A 21,387-nucleotide genomic window follows, 5' to 3' on the forward strand; every position below is an offset into this window, starting at 1 on the left:
TCAACCATCGGTTGACGACAGTCCGAGTTGGAGTCTCAGGGGGCCAGCAGCCGGTTGCGGACGGCCGTGAGGTCGGCGGCGGGGACGCCGGCGGCCGACAGCCGGGCGGCCGGGTCCAGGCCGGCGAGGGCGGCGTGCACGGCGGCTTCGGCGGTGGTGCCGGCCTCGGCGAGGACGGCGTCGATCCGCCGGTACTGGTCCGGCAGGCCGAGCATGCCGTAGAGGGGGCGGACGTTGGCGGCGCTCAACAGGTAGTCGGCGACGATCTCGGTGGGCTCGACCTCGGCGAGGGCGAGCAGCAGCAGCGCGGCGAGGCCGGTCCGGTCGCGGCCGGCGCCGCAGTGCACGACCAGTCCGCCGGGGCGGGCGCCGGCGATCGTCGCGATCAACTCGGCGGCGGCGTGCGGGCAGTGGTCCAGGTAGGGGCGCAGGGCGAGCGGAGTGCCGTCGAGGTGGCCGTAGGTCTGCCACCAGGCGGGGCCGGCGAGTTCGTCCAGCGGGACGCGGATCAGTTCGACGTCCCCGGGGAGGGTGAGGAGCGGTTTGTACTCCTCGATGTTGCGCAGGTCGACGACGGTGCGCACGCCGTGGTCGAGCACGGCGTCCCAGCCCTCGGCGGTGAGGCGGTCGAGGTTGTCGGCCCGGGCGATCGCCCGGCGGGTGGTGCGGGCGCCGGTGGTGGTGGGCAGTCCGCCCAGGTCGCGGACGTTGAGGCAGCCGTCCCAGATGAGCGTGCGGTCCTCGGTGGCGGTGGTGCGCGCGTCTGCCCGGCTCATCAGTTCCCCGTTTTCCTCGACGAAGGGGTCCCGTTACCCCCTCGTGATGTGGACTACCGGTGGAGCGGGATGGTTCCTCGGATCGTCCGATGATCAGCTCGTGACGACCCGACAGCGGTCGGGTGCGGATCAGGCGGCGGCCTCGGTGCGGACCAGCTTCTCCATCGGCTGCGCGGCGGCCTGGCCGAGCACCGAGCCGGCGACGATCGCGCCGACCAGCAGCACGGTGGACAGCCACGCCATGGTCGCCACCGGCAGGGTGAAGGCGCCGGCCACCCGGGCCACGCATTCGGCGAGCAGCGCGGAGCCCCAGATCACGGAGAACAGCCGCTCGTAGCGGCGGAACGGCCGCGAGCCGACGGCGAGCCGGTCCCAGGCGGCCTCCCTGGCCGTCTCGCCCTTGGTGAGGAAGGGCCGCAGCGCGGCGGACATCAGCGGCCGCGCGGTCAGCGCGGAGCCCAGGATCGCCAGGGCCATGAAGCCGCTGAGCACGGCCTCCTTGGCGAGCATCAGCCGGGCGTCGCCGCTGACGGCGGTGAGCACCAGGCCGACCAGGTTCACCCCGAGCATCAGGGCGGCGAAACGGTTCAGCGTCCGGTCCTTGACCAGGCCGAGGACGGTCCGGGCGACCGGGAACGCGCTGCTCCAGGCGAGGGCGGCGAACTCGCTCGCCCCGAGGCCGGAGTGGAGGAGGTAGAAGGCGGCGAGCGGGCCGGCGATGTCGACGGCGAGCGGGCGGAGGGCCTTGGCGAGCGGGTGCGGGGCCTTGGCGGCGACGGCCTCGGCGGTGGCGGTGTTGGCGGTGGCGGTGTTGGCGGTGATGGCGGTGATGGCGGTGTCGGTGGCGGCGATCTGGCTCATGGTGGGTCCTTCCCGGACTGGCTGCTCGGTCGGCGGGCCGTTGCCCGCTCCGTCGTGCCTCCAGTGTTCCGAGCGGGACCCCTCGCCCAGCAGTGCCGTCCGTTGCGGGATCCGCATGACAGTTGTCACGGTGCGCGCCGTGACGGTGCCGCTGAGCTGCGTAAACGTCGGGAAAGCAATCGAATTGACGCACCGTCGGCCCGACCGGCCCTCAGGGGCGCTCGAAGTCCCGGAGCGGCCGGCCCAGGGTGTCGGCGCAGTGGACGGCGGCGAAGCGCTCGTCCTCGGCCGGCAGGAAACCCTGGGCGACGCCGCGCAGCTCCGTGCGCGAGGTGCTCGCGCAGGCCGCGTTCGTGGAACTCGCGGGCGGTGGTCATGACGGTCCCCGGGGGTCGGGGCAGGCAGGTTCGGCGGCACCCGGGGCACGGGAGGGGGCGGGGCGCGGGCTGCGGCGGCCGGAACGGATCGTTCACCTACAACGTGGGCAGGGCGGAGTCCGCGCGGCCGTGGGCGAAGGCCGGCGGGTCCCGGGACCTTCGCCCCGCGCGCGCCGCCGGGCCCTGGGGCCGGCGGCGCGCGCCGTCCCGACCGGGTCCGGAGCGGGTAACGGTCGGGCCCACCGGGCCGGGACGGTCGCCCGGATGGCGCATGATGTGGCGGGTGCAGAGTGCAGAACGCCCCGGAGCGGGCACCGACAGCCCCGTCGGCCGGTCCGGACCGGTCACGACGTCAGGCCCGCCCACCGGCCCGCCCGCGCGCGAGGCCCCCGCCCGCGTCGATCTGACCGAGGCCGTCCGGGCCGCCCAGCGCGGGGACGAGGAGGCCTTCCGACTGCTCTTCCGCAGTGTGCAGCCGGGCCTGCTCCGCTACCTGCGGGTGCTGGTCGGCGGTCGGCCCGAGGACGCCCAGGACGCCGAGGACATCGCCTCCGAGGCCTGGTTGCAGATCGCCCGCGACCTGGGCTCCTTCTCCGGGGACGGCGACGGCTTCCGCGGCTGGGCGGCGACCGTCGCCCGCAACCGGGCCCTGGACCACCTGCGGGCCCGGCGCCGCCGGCCGGTCGCCGACCTGCCGTTCGAGTACCTCGCCGAGCTGGCCGGCGGGGAGGACACGGCCGGGGCGGCACTGGCCGCCGTCGGCACCTCGGACGCGCTGGCGCTGATCTCCCGGTTGCCCCGGGACCAGGCCGAGGCGGTGCTGCTCCGGGTGGTGCTGGAGCTGGACGCGAACAGCGCCGCCGAGGTGCTCGGCAAGCGTCCCGGCAGCGTCCGGATGGCCGCGCACCGGGGGCTGAAGCGGCTCGCCGAACTGCTGGAGCAGTCCTCCCCGACAGGTGGGGGCGGTGGGGCGGCCGGTGCCGTGATCCCGGCCTCGCGGTCGGTCCCCGACGACGGTCCGGCGGGCAGCGGGACCGTGCGGCAGGGCCGTGGAAGATCCGCGCGAAGAAGTTCTCCCCAAGGTGTGACAGAACACCGGGCCGCGACGCTGAAGGACATGAGATGAGCACCAACCGACCCCGTCGGATCGACCGCGACACCGCCGAGCAGCTGCTCACCGGTGCCGTGGGCGGCCCGTCGGCCGGACCGGGCGCCTCGCTCACCGGCCCGGACGGCAGCACCGGGCGCACGGGGTCCCCCCGGTCCGAAGCCGGGCCGGGAGACCGGGTCGCCCGTGTGCTCGCCGCCGCCGCGGCGCCGGCGACGGGAGGCGAACTGGCCGGGGAGGAAGCGGCCCTGGTCGCGTTCCGGGAGGCCCGTCTCGCGTCCGCAGCAGTACCCGCCGCACCCGCACCCGTTCGGAGACGTTCGATGGCCACCGCCACGCTGACCAGGGCCTTCAGTACGAAGGCCGCTGCCGTCGTGCTCGGTGCCACGGCGCTGGGCGGGGTCGCGGTCGCGGCCGGCACGGGCAATCTGCCGGTGCCCCTGGGCGGCGGTTCGGACCAGCCGCGCCGGGGCGCGGTCGCCCCGGACACCTCCGCGCCGTCGGCCACCACGGCGACGCGGTCCGGGGCGCCGACCGCCCGGCCGACGGCCCCGCCGTCCAGCCCCGGTCCGATCGGTGGCTTGAGCGGCGGTACGTCGTCCGGCAGTCCGTCCCGTCCCGGCACCGCCCCGGGCAGTCCGGCCGCGGCGGATCCGACCGCCGCCGAACCGCCCGGACAGGAGAAGCGGCCCAAGGAGACGCCCGCCCGCACCCCGGGGGAGGGCCGGAACTCCTCGGCCCCCGCCGTCCACGCCGCCCTGTGCAAGCTGTTCGACGACCGGGCGGGCAAGGGCGAGCGCCCGAGGCTGCTGGCCGCCGATCCGCAGTTCGGCGCGCTGGTCGCGGCGGCCGGCGGGCCGGACAAGGTGGCGGACTACTGCGCGCGGGCGCTCCGCGGCGTGGGCGACGACGACCACCAGGACGACTCCGGCCAGGGTTCCGGCGGTTCCGGTCAGGGCTCCGGCGCCGGGGCCTCCCGGCCCGGCTCGGGCTCGGGCTCCGGCTCGGGAAGATCCGGCGCCGACAGCCAGGGCGGAAGCAGCCAGGTCAGCGGCGGCCAGGGCGGAACGAACGAGGACGGCGGGCCGGCGGCCGTGGCCGGTGGCAGCGGTTCGGGCTCCGGTCCGGGCGACGCGGGCACCGGCGGGACCGGCGACGGCGGACCCGTCCGCACACCGAGGACCGCCACCGTCCCACCTGCGGCGGACCCGCCCGCAGGGCCGGCACAGGACCGCACGGCAGGGCCCGACAGCACCCCGGGCGACCGGAGGTGACCCAGAACTCCGGATGAGCGGCGGGCGAATCCCCCCGGGCCCGTCGTTCATCCGGACCGCTCCACCCCGCACCACCGCAGTGACCGCAGTACCGCAGTGACCGCACCACCGCAGTGACCGCAGTACCCGCTCCACCCGGACCCCGGGTGGCCGGTCGGCCCCCCCGTGCCAACCGTCCACCCGGTCGGTCCGACCGGACCGGTCGGCGCACCACCCCGGACGCGCCGCCGGTCCGGACGGACCGGACCCGTGCCGGCCCGCCCGCCCGCAGTCAGGGCGGGCCGGCACCCCGCTCGACCTGCCGAACCGCACCGATCGTGACCCTCCCCCGGGCACGACCACGAGCCGGCGGTCGGGGATCCGCTGCCCGGTTCCCCGGCCGCCACCCCTTCCCGCGGCGGGCCGCCGACGGCCGGACCGGTGGCCCCCGGGGGCTATCGTGCACACGTGCACGAGGCGGTCCGGGACCCCGGGCAGGGCCTCTGAGGGGAGCGGTTCCAGGTGATCGGACGCGCGCTGAACGGGCGCTACGAGCTCGTCGAGATACTCGGCGTCGGCGGCATGGCCACCGTCTGGCGCGGGGTGGACCACGTGCTGGGCCGCCAGGTGGCCGTCAAGGTCCTCAACGGGGGGCTCGCCGACGACCCGAGGTTCGCCGAGCGGTTCGGCCGCGAGGCGCAGCACGCCGCGATGCTGGTCCACCCGAGGATCGCGATGGTCTTCGACTCCGGCCTGGACCAGGGCTCGCCGTACATCGTGATGGAGCTGGTGCAGGGCCGGTCGCTGGCCGTGCTGCTGGCCCAGCGCCGGGGGCTGCCGGTCGAGCAGGCGGTCGGGATCGCGGCGGCGGTCTGCGAGGGGCTGGCCCACGCGCACGCGGCGGGTCTGGTGCACCGGGACATCAAGCCCGGCAACATCATGATCACCCACGACGGCGGGGTGAAGGTGGTGGACTTCGGCATCGCCCGCGCGGGCTCCTCGCACAACCTCACCCAGACCGCCTCGGTGCTCGGCACCGCCGCCTACCTGTCGCCCGAGCAGGCCACCGCGAGCCCGCTGGACGGCCGGACCGACCTGTACGCGGTCGGCTGCGTGCTCACCGAGATGCTCACCGGCGCCCCGCCGTTCACCGCCGAGACCCCGGTGGCGATCGCCTACAAGCACGTCGGTGAGCTGCCGCTGCCGCCCTCCGTCCGGCGGCCCGGCCTGCCGCCCGCCCTGGACGCGGCGGTGCTGCGGCTGCTCGCCAAGAACCCGGCCGACCGTCCCGCCGACGCCGCCGCCGCGCGGGCCGAACTGCTGGCCTGCGTCCCGGGGCTGGTGCCCGCCGACCCGACCACCGAGCTGCTCGCCGCGGCCTTCCCCCAGGCCGCGCCGGCCCCCGCCGACCAGCGGCACACCACCCTCCTGCCGCCGCTGCCGGCGCCGCCGGCCGCCACGTCGGTGATGGCACCGGTCCCGGCCGCCGGTCCGGTCCCGGAGGCCGGGCCGGTGCGGGAGAGCCGTCGTCGGCCGATCGTGCTCGGGGCCCTGGGCCTGGCCGGTGCGGCCGGCGCGGCGATGCTCGCCCTCACCGCCTTCGACGGCCCGTCCACACCCGCCGCCGCGCCGTCCACCAGGCCCACCACGACCGCGCCGGTCACCCCGGCCGCCACCCCCACGCAGGCCCCGGTCCCGGCGCCGACCCCGACGGCCGGCACCCCGTCCCCGACGCCCTCGGCCGCCCCGACCACCCAGCCGCCGCACAACCAGGCCCCGCTGGTGCAGATCAACGCCCTGCGCCAGAGCATCGCGCAGACCCAGGTGGAGAAGGACCGGGCCCGCCAGATCGAGCTGCTCCGCACCCTGGACGAGGCCACCGCCCGCCTCAACGAGGGCCACCCCGACGACGCCGCGAGCAAGCTGAAGAGCGCCCAGCGCACCGTCCGCGACCTCGCCAAGCGGCACGCCATCGAGGGCCAGACGTACCAGAGCTGGAACTCCCGCCTCTCGTCCCTCATCACCACCCTCGACGCCACCGCCGACCGGAACGACTGACCCCCGCCCCGGGCGTCCCGGGCGGGAGCGTCCCCGGGCGGGGCGGGTCAGGCGCCGAGGAAGCGCTGGAGTTCGTCGAGGAGGTAGTTGGCGCCGGTGCAGCCGATGCCCTGGAACCACAGCTGGTCGTCGACGGGGAAGGCGCGGTGGGCCCTGACGGCCTCCAGGGCCTGCCAGCCGGGGCTCGCGAGGGTGGCGGTCAGGCCGTTGCGCTCCGGGTCGCCGTAGCCGGCGTACAGGAGCAGGTCGCCGTCGGCCTTGGCGAGCTGGTCCGGCGGGAGTTCCGGCTCCGGCCGGTCGGTGTTCTGGGAGTCCGGCCGGGGGAGGCCGACGTCGGCGAGGACGGAGCCGGGGAAGGTCTGCCGCCCGTAGAGGCGGATCCCGCCGCCCTCGACGAAGCGGACCAGGCTGATCCTCCGGCCGCCCGCCCTGGCGTTCGCGAGGGCGGCCGTCACCTGGTTGACGTGCCGCTGGTACGAGGCCATGAACGCCGCCGCGGCGTCCTGCCGGCCGAGCGCCTCGGCGTGGGTCTGCAGATTGGCCACCCAGGGCGCGCCGGTGGTGGCGGTGAGGACGGTCGGGGCGATCGCCCGCAGCTCGTCGTAGCGCCCGCCGTCCCGGGACTGGTTGGACAGGATGAGGTCGGGCCGCAGCGCGCGGACGGCGGCGAGGTCCGGGGCGCCGATCGGCCCGACGTACCCGATCGGGGCGAGCCGGGAGGCGGGCCAGTAGTCGGGGAGGGCCGGGTCCGCGGCCGCCCGGGCCGCGCCGACCGGGGTGATGCCGAGGGTGAGCGCGGAGTCCAGCTCGGCGGTGTCCAGCACGACGACCCGCGCGGGCGCCCCGGGCACGGTGACCGGGCCGGTGGCGGTGGCGACGGTGGTGCTCGGCGGCGGGGTGGGGGAGGGCGTCTCGGCAGTGGCGGCGAGGTCCACCGGCGGGGGTGCCGCGGGCCGGCCGGTGCAGCCGGTGAGCGCGGCGCCCCCGAGCCCGCCGAGCAGCGCGGTCAGCAGGGTGCGGCGGGTGGTCGGGGACATCGGCACCTCGGGCGGCTCGGACAGCGCAGACGGGCGGGGGACACGGCAGCGCGTCGATTATGTCCGAATTGGTGCGTAAAACGGCGCTATGCGTCCACGCCGGCCGCCCATGGCGCGCCCGGCACCACCAGCGGCGTTCCGGTCACCGGGTCCGGCACCACCACCGACTCCAGCCCGAACACCTCGCGCACCAGCTCCGCCGTGACCACCTCGGCCGGCGGTCCCTGGGCGACGATCCGGCCGCCCTTCATCGCCACCAGGTGGTCGGCGTACCGGGCCGCCTGGTTGAGGTCGTGCAGCACCGCGACGACCGTCCGGCCGCGTTCCACGTTCAGCCGGCGGACCAGGTCCAGCACCTCCACCTGGTGCGCGACGTCCAGGAAGGTGGTCGGCTCGTCCAGCAGCAGGATGTCGGTGCCCTGGGCGAGCGCCATGGCGATCCAGACCCGCTGCCGCTGCCCGCCGGACAGCTCGTCCACGCCGCGTTCGGCCAGCTCGGCGGTCGAGGTGCGCTCCAGCGCCTCGGCGACCGCGGCCTCGTCCTCCGCGGACCACTGCTGCCACCAGCTCTGGTGCGGCTGGCGCCCGCGCGACACCAGGTCGGCGACCGCGATGCCCTCGGGAGCGGACGGCGACTGCGGCAGCAGCCCGATCCGCCGGGCGATCCGCTTGGTGGGGACGCGGGCCAGCTCCTCGCCGTCCAGCAGCACCGCGCCGCGGACCGGCTTCAGCAGCCGCCCCAGCGCGCGCAGCAGGGTCGACTTGCCGCAGGCGTTCGGGCCGACGATCACGGTCACCCGGCCGTCCGGGATCCGCAGGTCGAGCCCCTCGGCGACGGTGCGGGCCTCGTAGGCGAGGGTCAGGTCCCGCGCCTCCAGGCGGTGGGACACCCGCAGCACGGGATCGGCGGACTCGGTGTCGGGCAGCATCGGGACCTCCACGACTCAGGAACCTCCACGGCGGGAGCGGATCAGCAGCCACATCAGGTACGGCGCGCCGACCAGTCCGGTCACCACACCGACCGGCAGCTCGATGGGCGCCAGCAGCCGGCGGGCCAGCAGGTCGGCGAGCACCACGACCAGCGCGCCGGTGAGCGCCGAGCAGAACAGCGGGATCTGCGCCGACCGGGCCAGCCGCACGGCGATCTGCGGGGCCATCAGCGCGACGAAGTCCACCGGACCGGCCGCGCCCGCCGCGCAGGAGGCGAGCACCACGCCGAGCAGGGCCATGCCGAGCCGGATCCGGTCCAGCCGCAGCCCCAGGCCGACGGCGGTGGCGTCGTCGAAGGAGATCGAGCGCTGGGCCCGCGCCGCCCACAGCGCCACCGGCGTGGCGGCCAGCAGGACCCAGACCAGCCAGCCGGCCTGGTCGTACCCGGAGCCGTTCAGGCTGCCGGTCATCCACACCTTGGCGGCCTGCGCCTGGAAGCCGTCGCCCTTGGTCAGGAACACCGAGGTCAGGGAGGAGAGCGCGACGGAGACGCCGATGCCGATCAGCACGAAGCGCTGGGCGTGCAGCCCGCGCCGCCAGGCCAGCAGGTACACCAGCAGACCGGACGCCAGCCCGCCCGCGACGGCCGCGTACGGCACCTGGCCGGTGGAGCCGACCACGCCGTAGGCCAGCAGGCCGACCACGGTGGCGGTGGCGCCCCAGGAGACGCCGACCACGTCCGGGCTGGCCAGCGGATTGCGGGCGACGGTCTGGATCAGTGCCCCGGCCAGCCCGAGCGCGGTGCCGGCCAGCAGTCCGACCACGACCCGGGGCAGCCGGAACTCGCCGACCACCAGCTCGTGCGGGCTCGGCTGCCCGAGCACCACCTTGAGCACCTCGCCGGGCGCCACCGTGGACTCGCCCAGGCAGAGCGAGGCGACGACGGTGGCGGCCAGCGCGACCAGCAGGCCGAGCGCGGCGAGCGCCGAGCGCCGGTGCAGCAGGAAGGAGGCCGGTCCGGCCCGCAGCACGGTGTAGCCGCGCAGGGTGACAGTGCTCATGCCGCCACCACCTTCCGCCGCCGGACCAGCGCGACCAGCACCGGGACCCCGACCAGGGCGGTCATCACCCCGGCCGGCACCTCGGAGGGCGGGAACAGCACCCGGCCGAGGGTGTCGGCGAGCAGCAGCAGCGCGGGGCCGAGCACGGCCGAGAGGGCCAGCACCCAGCGGTGGTCGGCCCCGGCCACCGCGCGCGCGGCGTGCGGCACGGCCAGGCCGACGAAGGCGACCGGCCCGGCCGCCGCGACCGCCGACCCGGTCAGCACGGTGGCACCGAGCGCGCCGACCGCCCGGACCGGTCCGGTCCGCGCGCCGAGGCCCTTGGCGGTGTCGTCGCCGAGCGCCAGCGCGTCGAGCCCGCGCGCCACCGAGAGCACCAGCACCGTGCCGACGGCCAGGAACGGCAGCAGCTGCCGGGCGACGTCCGCGTCCCGCCCGGAGAGCGAGCCGACGTGCCAGAAGCGGAACTGGTCCATGGCGGCCGCGTCGGTGGAGAGCACCAGGGTGTTGAGGGAGGCGATGAACGCGGAGACCGCCGCACCGGCCAGCGCCAGCTTGACCGGCGAGGTCCCGCCCCGGCCGCGCCCGGCGAGCCCGTACACCAGGACGGTGGCGAGCACCGCGCCGGCGAAGCCGAACCAGACGTACCCGGTGAGTGTGGAGATCCCGAACACGGAGATCGCCACCACCACGCCGGCCGCCGCGCCCTGGCTGACGCCGAGGATGCCGGGGTCGGCGATCGGGTTGCGGGTGATGCCCTGCATGACGGTTCCGGCGAGGCCGAGCGCCGCGCCCACCGCCAGGCCGACGATCGTGCGCGGCAACCGGAGTTCGCGGATCACCACGGCGTTGGTGGTGTCCCCGCCGTGCAGCAGGGCGTGGACGGTGTCGCCGAACGGGACGGTGCGGCTGCCGACCGCCAGGCTCAGCAGTACCGCACCGGCCAGCAGGGCCAGCGCGGCGGCGAGCCACAGTATTCGGCGGCGCAGCAGCCGGGCTCTTCCGGGTGCGGTGGTGTCGGTCATGGCTCTCTCTCGCAGATAGCTCAGGTAAACCTAAGTTCCGCGTCCGAGCCCGGGCAAATCGCCCCCCGCCCTGCGAGGCCCCGCCCCGGGAGGCCCCGCCCCGCGAGGTCCCGGTCCGGGAGGCCCCGGCCGGGCGTCGGGCCGGGCGGGCCGGTTGGATAACCTGACGGCATGCCTGTGACCTCGGACGTCCCGCTGACCGTGGGTTTCGACCTCGACATGACGCTGCTCGACACCCGGCCCGGGATCCGGGCCACCTATCTGGCGCTGTCCGCCGAGACCGGCACGGCCATCGACGCCGACCTGGTGGTCACCCGGATCGGGCCGCCGCTCCTCGACGAGCTGCGCCACTGGTTCCCGGCGGAGGAGCTCGACGCGGCCGCCCACCGCTACCGCACGCTCTACCGGGACCACGCCTTCGCGCCGACGGTCGCCCTGCCGGGCGCGCACGCCGCGCTGGACGCGGTCCGCGCGCACGGCGGCCGGGTCGCGGTCATCACCGGCAAGTACGAGCCGAACGCCCGGCTCCACCTGGAGCACGCGGGCCTGCGCGCGGACGCGCTGGTCGGCGACCTGTGGGCGGAGACCAAGGGCTTGGCCCTGCGCGAGCACGGCGCGACCGTCTACGTCGGCGACCACCTCGGCGACATCCGGGGCGCCAAGCACGCGGACGCGGTGGCGGTGGCCGTGGCGACCGGCCCGTACGGCGCCGAGGAGCTGCTGGCGGCCGGCGCGGACGTGGTGCTGCCCGACCTCACCGCCTTCCCGGTCTGGCTCGACGGGTACCTGGCCGCCGGCTGAGGCCCGCACCGGGAGCGCCCGCCCGGCCCGGACGGGCGGGTGCCGGTCAGCGGCTGCGATCAGCGCCGTCAGCGGCCGTCAGCCGCCGGCGCGGACCCGGCGCCGCTGGGCGCGCGCGGAGAGCAGCAGACCGGTCAGGGCGAGCAGGAAGCCGAGCGGCATCAGCATGCTCAGCCAGTAGGCGGCCGACGGCAGCGGCGTCAGGTGCAGGAACAGCGGGACGAAGGTCACCAGCGTGGCGAGCGCGCCGAGTCCGAAGACGACCGTGCCGGCCTTGACGTAGGCGTCGCCCCGGTCGGCGCTCTGGCTGCTGACGCTGCTCGCGCTGCTCACGGGGCTTGCTCCTCTGCGGCGGGGTTCGGCCGCGGCGGCGGATCCGGCGGCCGTCCCAGTCTCGCAGAGCCGGCCGGGGCGCGGGCCGCCGCGGTACCGCCGGGGCGGCCCCGGAACCCCTTCGCGGGCGAGCGGTCCCGTCACGTTGCGCAGTTTTCCGGGCGCTGGGAGTTTTGATCCCTGCTGGGCGGGGGTATGCAGGCTGTGCCGAGGGGTGCGATCAGTGCGCCCCGTTCTCTCCGACCGGAGGTGTGAGCCAGTGGACAGCGTCGAGTCGCGCCCGGGTCATGCCGATTCCGGGTCGCGCGTGGCCGGCGGAGCTCCGTACGGAACTTTCGCGGAACGCGGATGAGACAGTGACGGACCGTTAGTCTGCTCCTTACAGTGTGCTGATCGCGCGCGCCCCGCAGGGCGCGTCCCCAGGGTCGGCCCGCTCTCCCACCCCCAGTGATCCCCGGCCAGGGCCGGGATCCCTCATACCCACATCGAGGACTGTTCGAGATGCCCACCGGCCAGGTCAAGTGGTTCAACGAGACGAAGGGCTTCGGCTTCCTGTCGCGCGACGACGGCGGCGATGTCTTCGTCCACACCAAGGCGCTGCCCGCCGGAATCACGTCGCTGAAGCCGGGGCAGCGGGTCGAGTTCGGCGTGGTCGCCGGGCACCGCGGCGACCAGGCGATGCAGGTCCAGCTGCTGGAGGCGCTGCCCTCGGTGGCCGCCGCCCAGCGCAAGAGCCCGGACGACATGGCGGCGCTCGTCCAGGATCTCATCACGATGATGGACGCGGTACTGCCCGGGCTCCAGCACGGCCGCTACCCGGCCAAGCCGGCCGGGCAGAAGCTCGCCGTCCTGCTGCGCGCGGTCGCCGAGCAGTTCGACGTCTGAGTCCGCCGCCGCCCGACCGGAGACGGTCGGGCGGGCGGTCGCTCAGAAGTCCAGGGCACCCGGACCGAGCGGGGGTACCAGGCCCTCCGCGGCGGCCCGGGTGAGCAGCGCGCGGACGGCCGCGTGCCCCTCCGCGCCGAGCTCCGCGGTGAACTCGTTCACGTAGAGGGCGATGTGCTGGTCGGCGACGTCCGGGTCCATCTCCTGGGCGTGCTCCAGCACGTACCGGCGGCTGGCCTCCGGGTCGTCCCAGGCCTGTCGGACGGAGGCGCGGATCGCCTCGGTGAGCGCCCGCAGCCGCTCCGCGCCGAGCGAGCGCCGGGCGATGATGGCGCCGAGCGGGATCGGCAGGCCGGTCTCCCGCTCCCAGGCCTCGCCCATGTCGGCCAGACTGCGCAGACCGTAGTTCCGGTAGGTGAACCGGGCCTCGTGGATGACCAGGCCGGCGTCCACCCGGCCGTCCCGCACGGCGGGCATGATCTCGTGGAACGGCAGCACCACGATCCGGCCCAGGCCGCCCGGTACCGCCTTCGCCGCCCACAGCCGGAACAGCAGGTAGGCGGTGGACCGCTCGGAGGGGACGGCGACGGTCTTCCCGCTCAGGTCGTCCCCGCCGTCCGGGCGGGTGAGCACCAGCGGGCCGCAGCCGCGCCCGAGCGCCCCGCCGCAGGGCAGCAGGGTGTACTCGTCCAGCACCCAGGGCAGGGCGGCGTAGCTGACCTTGAGGACGTCCAGCTCGCCGCGCTCGGCCAGGCCGTTGGTGACGTCGATGTCGGCGAAGGTGACCTCGGGGGCGTCCGCGCCCGGGACCAGGCCGTGCGACCAGGCGTGGAAGACGAAGGTGTCGTTGGGGCAGGGCGAGTAGGCGACGCTCAGCCGTTCAGCCACGGCCGGCCTCCTTCGGCTCTCGGCGCGGTCCGGGCGGGTCGGCCCGGTGGGACTGCGGTGGCCCGGCGGCCGGCGGCTCCGCCGCCCCGGACTCGGCGGGGCCGGGACCGGCAGGGCCGGACCGGGCAGGGCCGGACAGGGCCGGGTAGGGCAGGGCGGCGAAGGCGCGCTCCAGGGCGCCGAGGGCCGCGCCGATCCGCCAGGCGGAGCGGTCGCGCGGGCCCACCGGGTTGGAGACGGTGCGCAGCTCGAACGCCGGCACCCCGTGCCGGGCGGCGGCCTCGGCGACCCCGAAGCCCTCCATCGCCTCGGCCACCGCGTCCGGGTGGCGGGCGGTCAGGGCGGCGGCGCGCCCAGCGCTGCCGGTCACGGTGGAGACGGTCAGCACCGCGCCGGTGGCCAGGGCGTCCACCCCGGCGGCCCGCAGGGCCTCGACGACCAGTGCCACGGCGGCCGGGGCCGGGGTGTGCCGGACGGTCCCGAAGCCCAGCTCGGTGACGTCGGCGAAGCCTTCCGGGGTCTCGGCGCCCAGGTCGGCGGCGACGATGGCGGTGGCGACCACGGTGGAGCCGACCGGCGCCCCCGGGGCGAAGCCCCCGGCGATCCCGGCGGAGACCACCAGGTCGTACCGGTCCGCGGTGGGTGCGGTGTGGGCGGTGAGCGCCGTGAGCGCGGTGGCGGCGCCCGCCGCCGCGGCGCCCGGGCCGACCCCGCCGGCCAGCACGTCCACCGTCACGCCCGAGGGGTGCGCGACCCGGTCCAGCGCGCCGCCGGGCAGCGGCACCCGCCGGGTCGCGCCGCCGAGGCCGCGCAGCACGGCCTCGGCCTCGGCCGGTACCGCGACGACGACGAGCAGCCGGGCCCGCGCGGGGCCCGACTGCTCGTCGATAAGTCGTACCGTCACCGGTCGACCGTCAGCTGTCCTGGGTGTTCAGCTGGAAGTACCACACGCCGTAGATCGCGTCCGGCTGCTTCGGGTCGCTCTCGACGACGGTGACCAGGGTCTTGCCGGAGGCGTTCAGCGCCTTGCCGGCCGGCACCGAGCCCGAGTAGGTGGCGTCCTTGGCCGCGGTGGCCAGGATGAACCGGCCGCCCTGCGCCTGCTGGCCGCCGTTGGTGTTGGCCCACCAGCCGCGGTCGGCCACCTCGGGGCTCACGCCGATGCCGATCCGGTCGCTCATGACGACGTCGGACTTGGGGAGGGTGCCCTCGTCCAGAGCCTTGCCGGCCTTGTCCTGGCACTCCTCCTGCTGCTGGTCGGTCAGCGGCTTGCCCTCGTTGAAGCAGAAGGGGTCCTTGACCGTCGAGGAGGTCCCGACGAGCAGCGTGACGCGGTGGTCGCTGATCTCGTGCTGGCTCGACGCGTAGGCGATGGACCCGCCGACCGTGCCGGCGGCGATGACGACGACGGCGCCGAGGCCGGCGATGACGCGGGTACTGAGGCTCATGCGTCAGAGGCTACCGGGCTTTCGCGATCACGCTACGCGGGGGTCCGCAACCGCGTGTTGTGCCCGCTCACGCCACGGTCGCCGCCCCGGCGGGGCGGCGGCTCACGCCACCCGGGGCGCGGCGGGACGGTGGCGTACGCCCACCCGCAGGAGCGAGCGGAGCGTCCACAGCAGCACCGCGCCGACCACGGCGGCGGCCACCGAGAGGCCCAGCGCGCCGTTCAGCGGCAGCAGGATGCCGACCGCGCCGCCCGCCACCCAGGACATCTGGAGCAGGGTCTCCGAACGGGCGAAGGCCGAGGTCCGCACCGACTCGGGCACGTCCCGCTGGATCAGCGCGTCCAGCGACAGCTTGCCCAGCGAGGCAGCCGTCCCGGCCGTCACGGCCACCGTCACCACGGTGACGGTGCCGTACCAGAGCGCGGCGGCGGCCGTGGCGCAGCCGGCCAGCAGCAGCATCGCGGTGACCGTCATCTCCGGGCCGCGGGGGCGCAGCCAGGAACCGAGCGCCGAACCGATCGCGTTGCCCGTCCCCGCGGCCAGCGCCACCAGGCCGAGTGCCAGGGTCGGCTGCAGGCCGCCGATCGGTTCCTCGCGGAGCAGGAACGCCAGGAACATCACCAGGAAGCCGACCAGCCAGCGCATCGCCGCCATCGCCCGCAGCGCCAGGATCACCGAGGGTCCGACGGTGAGCAGCGACGCCTTGGGCCGCTGCTCCGCGGCGGGCTCCGGCGCGGGGGCGTTCCGGCCGTGCAGGACGCCGTGGTGGCCCGGCGGGTGCTCCTCGGCGTGCAGCACGGCCCGCTGCTCGCCCTTGGCCGAGTCCACCGTGTGCGGCAGGTGGAAGGCCATCAGGGTGCCGGCCACGAAGACCAGGAAGGCGCCGCGCAGCGGCCAGCCGGGACCGATCAGGTGCAGCAGCCCGCCGACCCCGCCCGCGACCATGGTGGCCAGCAGCCCGGCCAGGGTGACCCGGGAGTTCGCCTTCACCAGTGACAGCCGGCTGGGCAGCAGCCGGGGCACCACGACGCTGCGCACCACCCCGTACGCCTTGGACGCGACCAGGACGCCGAGCGCCTCCGGGTAGAGCGCCAGTCCGCCGCCGGTCACCACGCCGGCCATGGTCCAGGCGAGGACAGCGCGGGCCAGCATCGACATCGCCATGGCGGCCCGGCGGCCGTGCGGCAGCCGGTCCAGCAGCGGGCCGATCACCGGCGCCAGCACGGCGAACGGCGCCATGGTGATGAGGAGGTAGAGCGCCACCCGGCCGCGGGCCTCGCCGGTCGGCACCGAGAAGAAGATCGTGGAGGCGAGCGCCACGGTGATGAGCATGTCCCCGAAGGCGTTGATGGCGTGCAATTCGATCAGTTTGGCCAGGCCGGACTCGCCTGCGCCCTCGGCGGCGGTGGCCCGGCGGATCCGGCGGCCGGTGCCGTGCACGACCTTGCCGGTCCGGGAACCGGCGGCGGAGGCGGTGCGGACCAGGAAGTGCCGGCGCGGCTCCTCGCCGTCGCCGTCGCCGTCGTTCTGTTCGTCCTGCCTGTCCTGCTCGGGCCGGTCGTCCGACGGGTCCCGGTCGTCAGGCGGGTCCTGGCCGCCACCCGCCTCCGCCGCGGCGGCGCCGGTCGGCCGCGCGGTGGGCAGTGGTGTGGGGTCCACCGACTGCGGTTCACCCGCAGCCTGGACCGGAGACTGCTGTCGCGGCACGGCGTTCGCTTCGTCGGGGCTGCCGGCCTGCGAGGCGTGCAGTGCGTGCTGCGACGGTTCCTCGTCCGCCACAAGCCCCATCCTGCCCCAGATTCGGGAGGACGACGCGGGATTCCGCTCCGCGCCGCGCGATCGGGGGCCGCCGTTCCCGTCCCGGACGCCCCGGATCCACTCCGGAGCGCCCCGGACTGTGCCCGGTGGCCGACCGGCGGGTAGCCTGCCCAGAGTCCGCCCGAGTGCCGACCGGCGCCGGCGGACCGGACCAGCGGCGCGGCCGGTATCCGCGGCAGGCCGCAGTCGCGCAGAATGGACGAGGGAATCCGAGCCGCGACGGAAAAGGCAACTCGCCGTGGGCGACAGAAGAAATGGGAGAGAATCGACGCCGTGAGTGCAGCGATGCGAAGCCGTACCCCTGATCGGCTCTGTGCCGAGGCCGTCGATCTCGCCCGTCAGGCCGCTGAGGACGCCGTCGGTGCCGAGACCGTCGGAGCGCACCTTGGTGTCCAGGCCGAGACCGACCGTGTCGTGACCCATACCTTCGAGTGCCTGGACGTGGCCTACCGCGGCTGGCACTGGGCGGTCACGGTGGCGCGCGCCCCCAGGGCCAAGAACGTGACGCTGGACGAGGTCGTACTACTGCCCGGCCCCGACGCCGTCCTGGCCCCGCAGTGGGTGCCGTGGAGCGAGCGGCTGCGCCCGGGCGACATGGGGCCGGGAGACCTGCTCCCCACCGACGCCGACGACGTGCGGCTGGAGCCGGGCTGGACCGGCGAGGACGAGCCCGCGCCGAACTCCGCGCTGGCCCAGGCCGCCGAGGAGGACGTGCTGGTCAGCGATGACCTGGACGTCCAGCCGGCCCCGGTCCGGGCCCAGATCAGCGCTGTCGCCGACGAACTGGGCATGGGCCGCAGCCGGGTGCTGTCCCGACTCGGCCTGCACCTGGCCGCCGACCGCTGGGAGAAGGCCCACGGCGCGCAGACGCCGATGGCGCAGTCCGCCCCGGCCTGCTGTGTCAGCTGCGGCTTCCTGATCCCCATCGGCGGCTCGCTGGGCCAGGCCTTCGGGGTCTGCGGCAACGAGTTCGGTCCGGCCGACGGCCAGATCGTCTCCTTCGCCTACGGCTGCGGCGGGCACTCCGAGGCGGCCGTCATCCCGGCCCCGCCGGCGCCGGCCGCGCTGATCCTGGACGAGCTGGTGATCGAGCCGATGTCGCTGCACCCGGACCGGCTCTCCGGCTCGGTCGAGCCGGACGCCCCCACCGAGGAGCTCGGCCACTCCTAGGAGTCACCCGGAAGTCACCGTCCGGCGGCCCGTCCCACCCCGTGGGGCGGGCCGCCGTCGTCGCCGCCCGCCGCCCGGGCACGCCGCCGGCTCCGGGGGTGTGTCGGGGACCGTCCCCGCGGCAGGGAAGAATGCCCCTCGGCAGGGCACGACAGGGCGGCGGAAGGCGGCAGGTCCAGTGGAACCTCGGATTCTCGGCAGCGGCACGGACGAGCACCTCGCGGACCCCTTCGGCAGCGCCGAACTGCGCCGCCGGGTGCTGGACGCCTGGGCCGCCTCCCCGGCCAGGTTCCGCGAGGACGCCAACGCCGAGGAGGAACTGGCCCTCGGCGGCTACCGCGACCGGCTGGTCGTGGAGCTGGCGCAGAACGCCGCCGACGCCGCCGTCCGGGCCGGGCACGGCCCGGGCCGGCTCCGGCTCACCCTGGCGGACGGCGTGCTGGCCGCGGCGAACACCGGTGCGCCGCTGGACGCGGCGGCCGTCGAGTCGCTCTCCACCCTGCGCGCCTCCTCCAAGCGCGGCGACCGGGACAGCACCGTCGGCCGGTTCGGGGTCGGCTTCGCCGCCGTCCTCGCGGTCACCGACGAGCCCGCCGTACTCGGCTCGGCCGGCGGTGTGCGCTGGTCGCTCGGCGAGGCCAGGGCGCTGGCCGAGGCGCAGCCCGTCCTCGACGAGGAGCTGCGCCGCCGGGACGGCCATGTGCCGCTGCTGCGGCTGCCGTTCGCCGCCGAGGGCCCGGCGCCCGAGGGGTACGACACGGTGGTGGTGCTGCCGCTGCGCGACGCGGCGGCCGAGGACCTCACCCGCCGGCTGCTGGCCGGCATCGACGACGCGCTGCTGCTCACCCTGCCCGGCCTGGCCGAGGTCGTGGTGGAGACCTCGGACGGCACCCGCACCCTGACCCGCTCGGCCGGCGGACCACGTCCGGACACGGACCTCCCGGCGCCGGCCGGCGGGGGCACCGGGGCGGAGATCAGCGAGGTCACCATCACCGACGACGCCGAGGGGCAGCCGCGGCGCACCGTCTGGCAGACCGTCGGGGCGGCCGGACCGCTCGACGTCGGGCTGCTCGCCGACCGGCCCACCGAGGAGCGCAACCGCCCGCACTGGACGGTGACCTGGGCGGTACCGGTCTCCGACGGGGGCGCCCCGCAGCGGCCGGCGATCGCCCCGGTGCTGCACGCGCCCACCCCGAGCGACGAGCCGCTCGACCTGCCCGCGCTGCTGATCGCCTCCTACCCGCTGGACTCCACCCGCCGGCACGTGGCCCCCGGCGCGCTCGCGGACTTCCTCACCGAGCGGGCCGCCGACGCCTACGCCGAGCTGCTGCGCGCCCGCGGCGGCGACCTCGGCTCGCTCGGCCTGGTGCCCGGGCCGCTCGGCCGGGGGGCGCTGGACAACGCGCTGCGCGCCGCCGTGCTCTCCCGGCTGCCCGGGACACCGTTCCTGCCGCACCCGGCGCCGGTCGAGGAGGGCACCCCGGCGCTGCGGCCCCGGGACGCCACGCTGCTGGAGGGCGCCGACGGCTCGGTGGTCGAGGCGCTGGCGCCGATCTTCCCCGGCCTGCTGCCGGCCGGTCTGGAACGCCGCTCCGAGCTGCGGGTGCTGAACGTGCGCCGGGTCCCGCTCGCCGAGGTGGTCGACCAGCTGGGCGGCCTGGACCGGGAGCCGGCCTGGTGGCGCAACCTGTACGCGGCGCTCGGCGGAGCCGACCCGGAGGCGCTCGGCGCGCTGCCGGTGCCGCTCGCCGACGGGCGGACGGTCACCGGTCCGCGCCGGGTGCTGCTGCCCTCCGACGCCGCCGACTGGGCGGCCTTCCCCGGCTACCCGGAGGCGCTGGCCGACGCGCTCGCGGTGCTCGACCTGCGGCTCGCCCACCCGGAGGCCGCCCACCCGCTGCTGGCCAAGCTGGGCGCGGGCGCGGCCACCCCCGCCGGGGTGCTGGACACGCCCGAGGTGCGGGCCGCCGTCCTGCGCTCCTACGAGCTGGCCGAGGACGACCCGGACGCCGCCGCCGACCTCGCCGAGGCCGTCCTGGCGCTCGTCCGGGCAGCCGCCCCGGCTCCTGGCGAGCACCCGTGGCTGGCCCGGCTGGCCCTGCTCGACGACGAGGGCGAGCCCGCCCGGGCGGGTGAACTCCTGCTGCCCGACAGCCCGTTCGCCGAGCTGGCGCGCGAGGACGACGCCGCCTGGGTGGACGACGAGCTGCTGGAGCGCTGGGGCCCCGAGGTGCTCGCCTCGGTCGGCGTGCTCTCGGACTTCGTGCTGGTCCGGGCCGAGGACGTGGTGCTCGACCCGGACGACCTGGAGCGGCTCGACCCCACCGCGCCCGCCGACCGGGCGGCCGGCGGCCGCGCCACCGGGCTGATCGACGAGGCGCCGGACGGCCTGGCCGACTGGGCCGAGGACGCCCTGGAGGCGCTGCACGCCGACGACGGGGACGCGATGGGCGTCCCGCCGGTCGCCGCCGAGCTGCTCGCCGTCCGCGACCTGGACCTGGTCGACGACGACGCCTGGCCGCAGGCGCTGGCCACGCTGGCCCGCCCGCCGTACCGGGACGCCGTGGTCACCCCCGTCCGCACCCTGCTGCCGGACGGCTCGTACACCGACCTGCCGCCGTACACCGCCTGGTGGCTGCGCGACCACCCGGTGCTGGACGGCCGCGAGCCCGCCGGGCTGCGCGCGGCCGGCGCGGACCCGCTGCTGCGCGGCCTCTACGACGAGGCCCGCACCACCCTGGACGAGCAGTTCCTGCACGCGCTGGGCGTGCGCACCACGCTGGCCGCGCTGCTCGCCGAGCCGCACGGCCCGGACGAGGTGCTGGACCGGCTCACCGACCCGGCCGCCGAGATCGGACACCGCCAGCTGCACGGCATCCACAGCGCGCTGGCCCGGGTCGGGACGGACCGGCTCGAAGCGCTGGACGTGGTCAGGGCGGTCCCGCCGCTGGACCGCGCCACCGGGCGGCGGCCGGACCGGACCGTGGTGGTGGACGCCACCGAGGCGGTGGTCGCGGACGCCCCCGACCTGGTCGAGCTGCTGCACGACCACCCGCTGCTGCCGGTCGCCCCGGAGCTGGCCGTGGACCTCGCCGAGCGGCTGCACGTCTCGCTGGCCAGCGAGGTGGCCGGTGGGCGGGTGCTCTCCCAGGGCGCGCTGCACCGGGTGCCGGCGGTGGTGCGGGAGCTGCTGCCCGGCTGCCCGGTGGCGTACGAGGAGCACGAGGAGCTGCTGGTGGTCGGCCCGGACGGGGAGGAGGCGGCCGTCGACTGGCGTTGGGACGGCGCGGCGGACACCCCGGAGGCGCCGTACGACCCGGAGTCGGCCGAGGAGGCCGACGAGGACGACGAGTTCCAGCTGCCGCCGGTGCCGGGGCTGCTGCACGCGGCCACCCCGGAGGGCCTGGCCGCGGGCCTGGCCTGGTCGGTGGGGCAGTGGCACCGCCGGTTCGAGGTGCTGGCCGCGCTGAGCGAGCCGGACCGGGCCTACGAGCTGTCGGCGGCCCGGGACTTCGAGGGCTGACGGGGCGCCCGGGCCCGGCCCGCCCCCGCGCGGGC

The 21,387-nt window shown here is 76.2% G+C and carries 18 protein-coding genes; 7 read left to right on the plus strand and 11 right to left on the minus strand.

What is annotated here, in order from left to right:
* Positions 1 to 35 precede the first annotated feature (35 nt).
* Positions 36 to 776 carry a tyrosine-protein phosphatase gene (locus tag SM793_RS12345; protein WP_320438171.1) on the minus strand — a complete coding sequence of 247 codons (741 nt, stop codon included), beginning with the start codon at positions 774 to 776 and terminating at the stop codon, positions 36 to 38.
* A 129-nt stretch (positions 777 to 905) separates the two neighbouring features.
* The gene (locus SM793_RS12350) at positions 906 to 1,637 is read right to left on the minus strand and encodes a VC0807 family protein (RefSeq protein ID WP_320438172.1); all 732 of its coding nucleotides are present in this window, start codon (positions 1,635 to 1,637) and stop codon (positions 906 to 908) included.
* A 651-nt stretch (positions 1,638 to 2,288) separates the two neighbouring features.
* On the opposite strand from SM793_RS12350, the gene SM793_RS12355 reads away from it, so the two are divergent.
* The 3 genes from SM793_RS12355 (at position 2,289) to SM793_RS12365 (ending at position 6,433) form a co-directional block, all read left to right on the plus strand.
* Positions 2,289 to 3,140 carry an RNA polymerase sigma factor gene (locus SM793_RS12355; RefSeq protein ID WP_320438185.1) on the plus strand — a complete coding sequence of 284 codons (852 nt, stop codon included), beginning with the start codon at positions 2,289 to 2,291 and terminating at the stop codon, positions 3,138 to 3,140.
* On the plus strand, positions 3,137 to 4,396 hold the full coding sequence (locus SM793_RS12360) for a hypothetical protein (RefSeq protein WP_320438173.1): 1,260 nt from the start codon (positions 3,137 to 3,139) through the stop codon (positions 4,394 to 4,396). Before SM793_RS12355 ends, SM793_RS12360 begins: the two co-directional genes overlap by 4 nt.
* A gap of 501 nt (positions 4,397 to 4,897) precedes the next feature.
* The gene (locus SM793_RS12365; protein ID WP_320438174.1) at positions 4,898 to 6,433 is read left to right on the plus strand and encodes a protein kinase domain-containing protein; all 1,536 of its coding nucleotides are present in this window, start codon (positions 4,898 to 4,900) and stop codon (positions 6,431 to 6,433) included.
* 47 nt (positions 6,434 to 6,480) lie between these two features.
* Here SM793_RS12365 and SM793_RS12370 read toward each other — a convergent pair whose 3' ends face one another.
* The 4 genes from SM793_RS12370 to SM793_RS12385 all read right to left on the minus strand — a co-directional run bounded on the left by SM793_RS12370 (position 6,481) and on the right by SM793_RS12385 (position 10,486).
* A complete protein-coding gene (locus SM793_RS12370) occupies positions 6,481 to 7,470 on the minus strand; it encodes an iron-siderophore ABC transporter substrate-binding protein (RefSeq protein ID WP_320438175.1) in 990 nt (329 codons plus the stop codon).
* Between the two features lie 86 nt (positions 7,471 to 7,556).
* The gene (locus tag SM793_RS12375; RefSeq protein ID WP_320438176.1) at positions 7,557 to 8,399 is read right to left on the minus strand and encodes an ABC transporter ATP-binding protein; all 843 of its coding nucleotides are present in this window, start codon (positions 8,397 to 8,399) and stop codon (positions 7,557 to 7,559) included.
* A 15-nt stretch (positions 8,400 to 8,414) separates the two neighbouring features.
* Complete coding sequence (locus SM793_RS12380) at positions 8,415 to 9,461, minus strand: FecCD family ABC transporter permease (RefSeq protein ID WP_320438177.1); 1,047 nt, start codon at positions 9,459 to 9,461, stop codon at positions 8,415 to 8,417.
* A complete protein-coding gene (locus SM793_RS12385) occupies positions 9,458 to 10,486 on the minus strand; it encodes an iron ABC transporter permease (RefSeq protein ID WP_320438178.1) in 1,029 nt (342 codons plus the stop codon). The genes SM793_RS12380 and SM793_RS12385 overlap by 4 nt, the downstream gene beginning before the upstream one ends.
* 171 nt (positions 10,487 to 10,657) lie before the next feature.
* Between SM793_RS12385 and SM793_RS12390 the strand changes: the two genes are divergently transcribed.
* Positions 10,658 to 11,287, plus strand: coding sequence for an HAD family hydrolase (locus SM793_RS12390; RefSeq protein ID WP_320438179.1), 630 nt, complete (start codon positions 10,658 to 10,660; stop codon positions 11,285 to 11,287).
* Positions 11,288 to 11,365: 78 nt separating this feature from the next.
* Here SM793_RS12390 and SM793_RS12395 read toward each other — a convergent pair whose 3' ends face one another.
* Positions 11,366 to 11,620, minus strand: a complete 255-nt coding sequence (locus tag SM793_RS12395; protein ID WP_320438180.1) for a hypothetical protein — start codon at positions 11,618 to 11,620, stop codon at positions 11,366 to 11,368.
* 501 nt (positions 11,621 to 12,121) lie between these two features.
* Here SM793_RS12395 and SM793_RS12400 point away from each other — a divergent pair.
* On the plus strand, positions 12,122 to 12,505 hold the full coding sequence (locus tag SM793_RS12400) for a cold-shock protein (protein ID WP_030393600.1): 384 nt from the start codon (positions 12,122 to 12,124) through the stop codon (positions 12,503 to 12,505).
* A 42-nt stretch (positions 12,506 to 12,547) separates the two neighbouring features.
* Here the strand turns inward: SM793_RS12400 and SM793_RS12405 are convergent, their stop codons facing one another.
* From SM793_RS12405 to SM793_RS12420, 4 genes are all read right to left on the minus strand, one after another.
* Positions 12,548 to 13,393 (minus strand): 1,4-dihydroxy-6-naphthoate synthase, encoded by an 846-nt coding sequence (locus SM793_RS12405; RefSeq protein WP_320438181.1) that lies wholly within the window; start codon positions 13,391 to 13,393, stop codon positions 12,548 to 12,550.
* Positions 13,386 to 14,297 carry a futalosine hydrolase gene (locus tag SM793_RS12410; protein WP_413815940.1) on the minus strand — a complete coding sequence of 304 codons (912 nt, stop codon included), beginning with the start codon at positions 14,295 to 14,297 and terminating at the stop codon, positions 13,386 to 13,388. Before SM793_RS12410 ends, SM793_RS12405 begins: the two co-directional genes overlap by 8 nt.
* 10 nt (positions 14,298 to 14,307) lie before the next feature.
* Positions 14,308 to 14,841 (minus strand): hypothetical protein, encoded by a 534-nt coding sequence (locus SM793_RS12415; RefSeq protein WP_320438182.1) that lies wholly within the window; start codon positions 14,839 to 14,841, stop codon positions 14,308 to 14,310.
* Positions 14,842 to 14,943: 102 nt separating this feature from the next.
* Entirely contained in the window at positions 14,944 to 16,326 is a 1,383-nt protein-coding gene (locus SM793_RS12420) for an MFS transporter (protein WP_413815941.1), read from the minus strand.
* Between the two features lie 618 nt (positions 16,327 to 16,944).
* Between SM793_RS12420 and SM793_RS12425 the strand changes: the two genes are divergently transcribed.
* A complete protein-coding gene (locus tag SM793_RS12425) occupies positions 16,945 to 17,829 on the plus strand; it encodes a DUF3027 domain-containing protein (protein ID WP_320438188.1) in 885 nt (294 codons plus the stop codon).
* 178 nt (positions 17,830 to 18,007) lie between these two features.
* A complete protein-coding gene (locus SM793_RS12430) occupies positions 18,008 to 21,352 on the plus strand; it encodes a sacsin N-terminal ATP-binding-like domain-containing protein (RefSeq protein ID WP_320438183.1) in 3,345 nt (1,114 codons plus the stop codon).
* The last annotated feature ends 35 nt before the right edge of the window (positions 21,353 to 21,387 follow it).

It is taken from the genome of Kitasatospora purpeofusca (genome assembly GCF_034043715.1).
Taxonomy (GTDB): domain Bacteria; phylum Actinomycetota; class Actinomycetes; order Streptomycetales; family Streptomycetaceae; genus Kitasatospora; species Kitasatospora purpeofusca_A.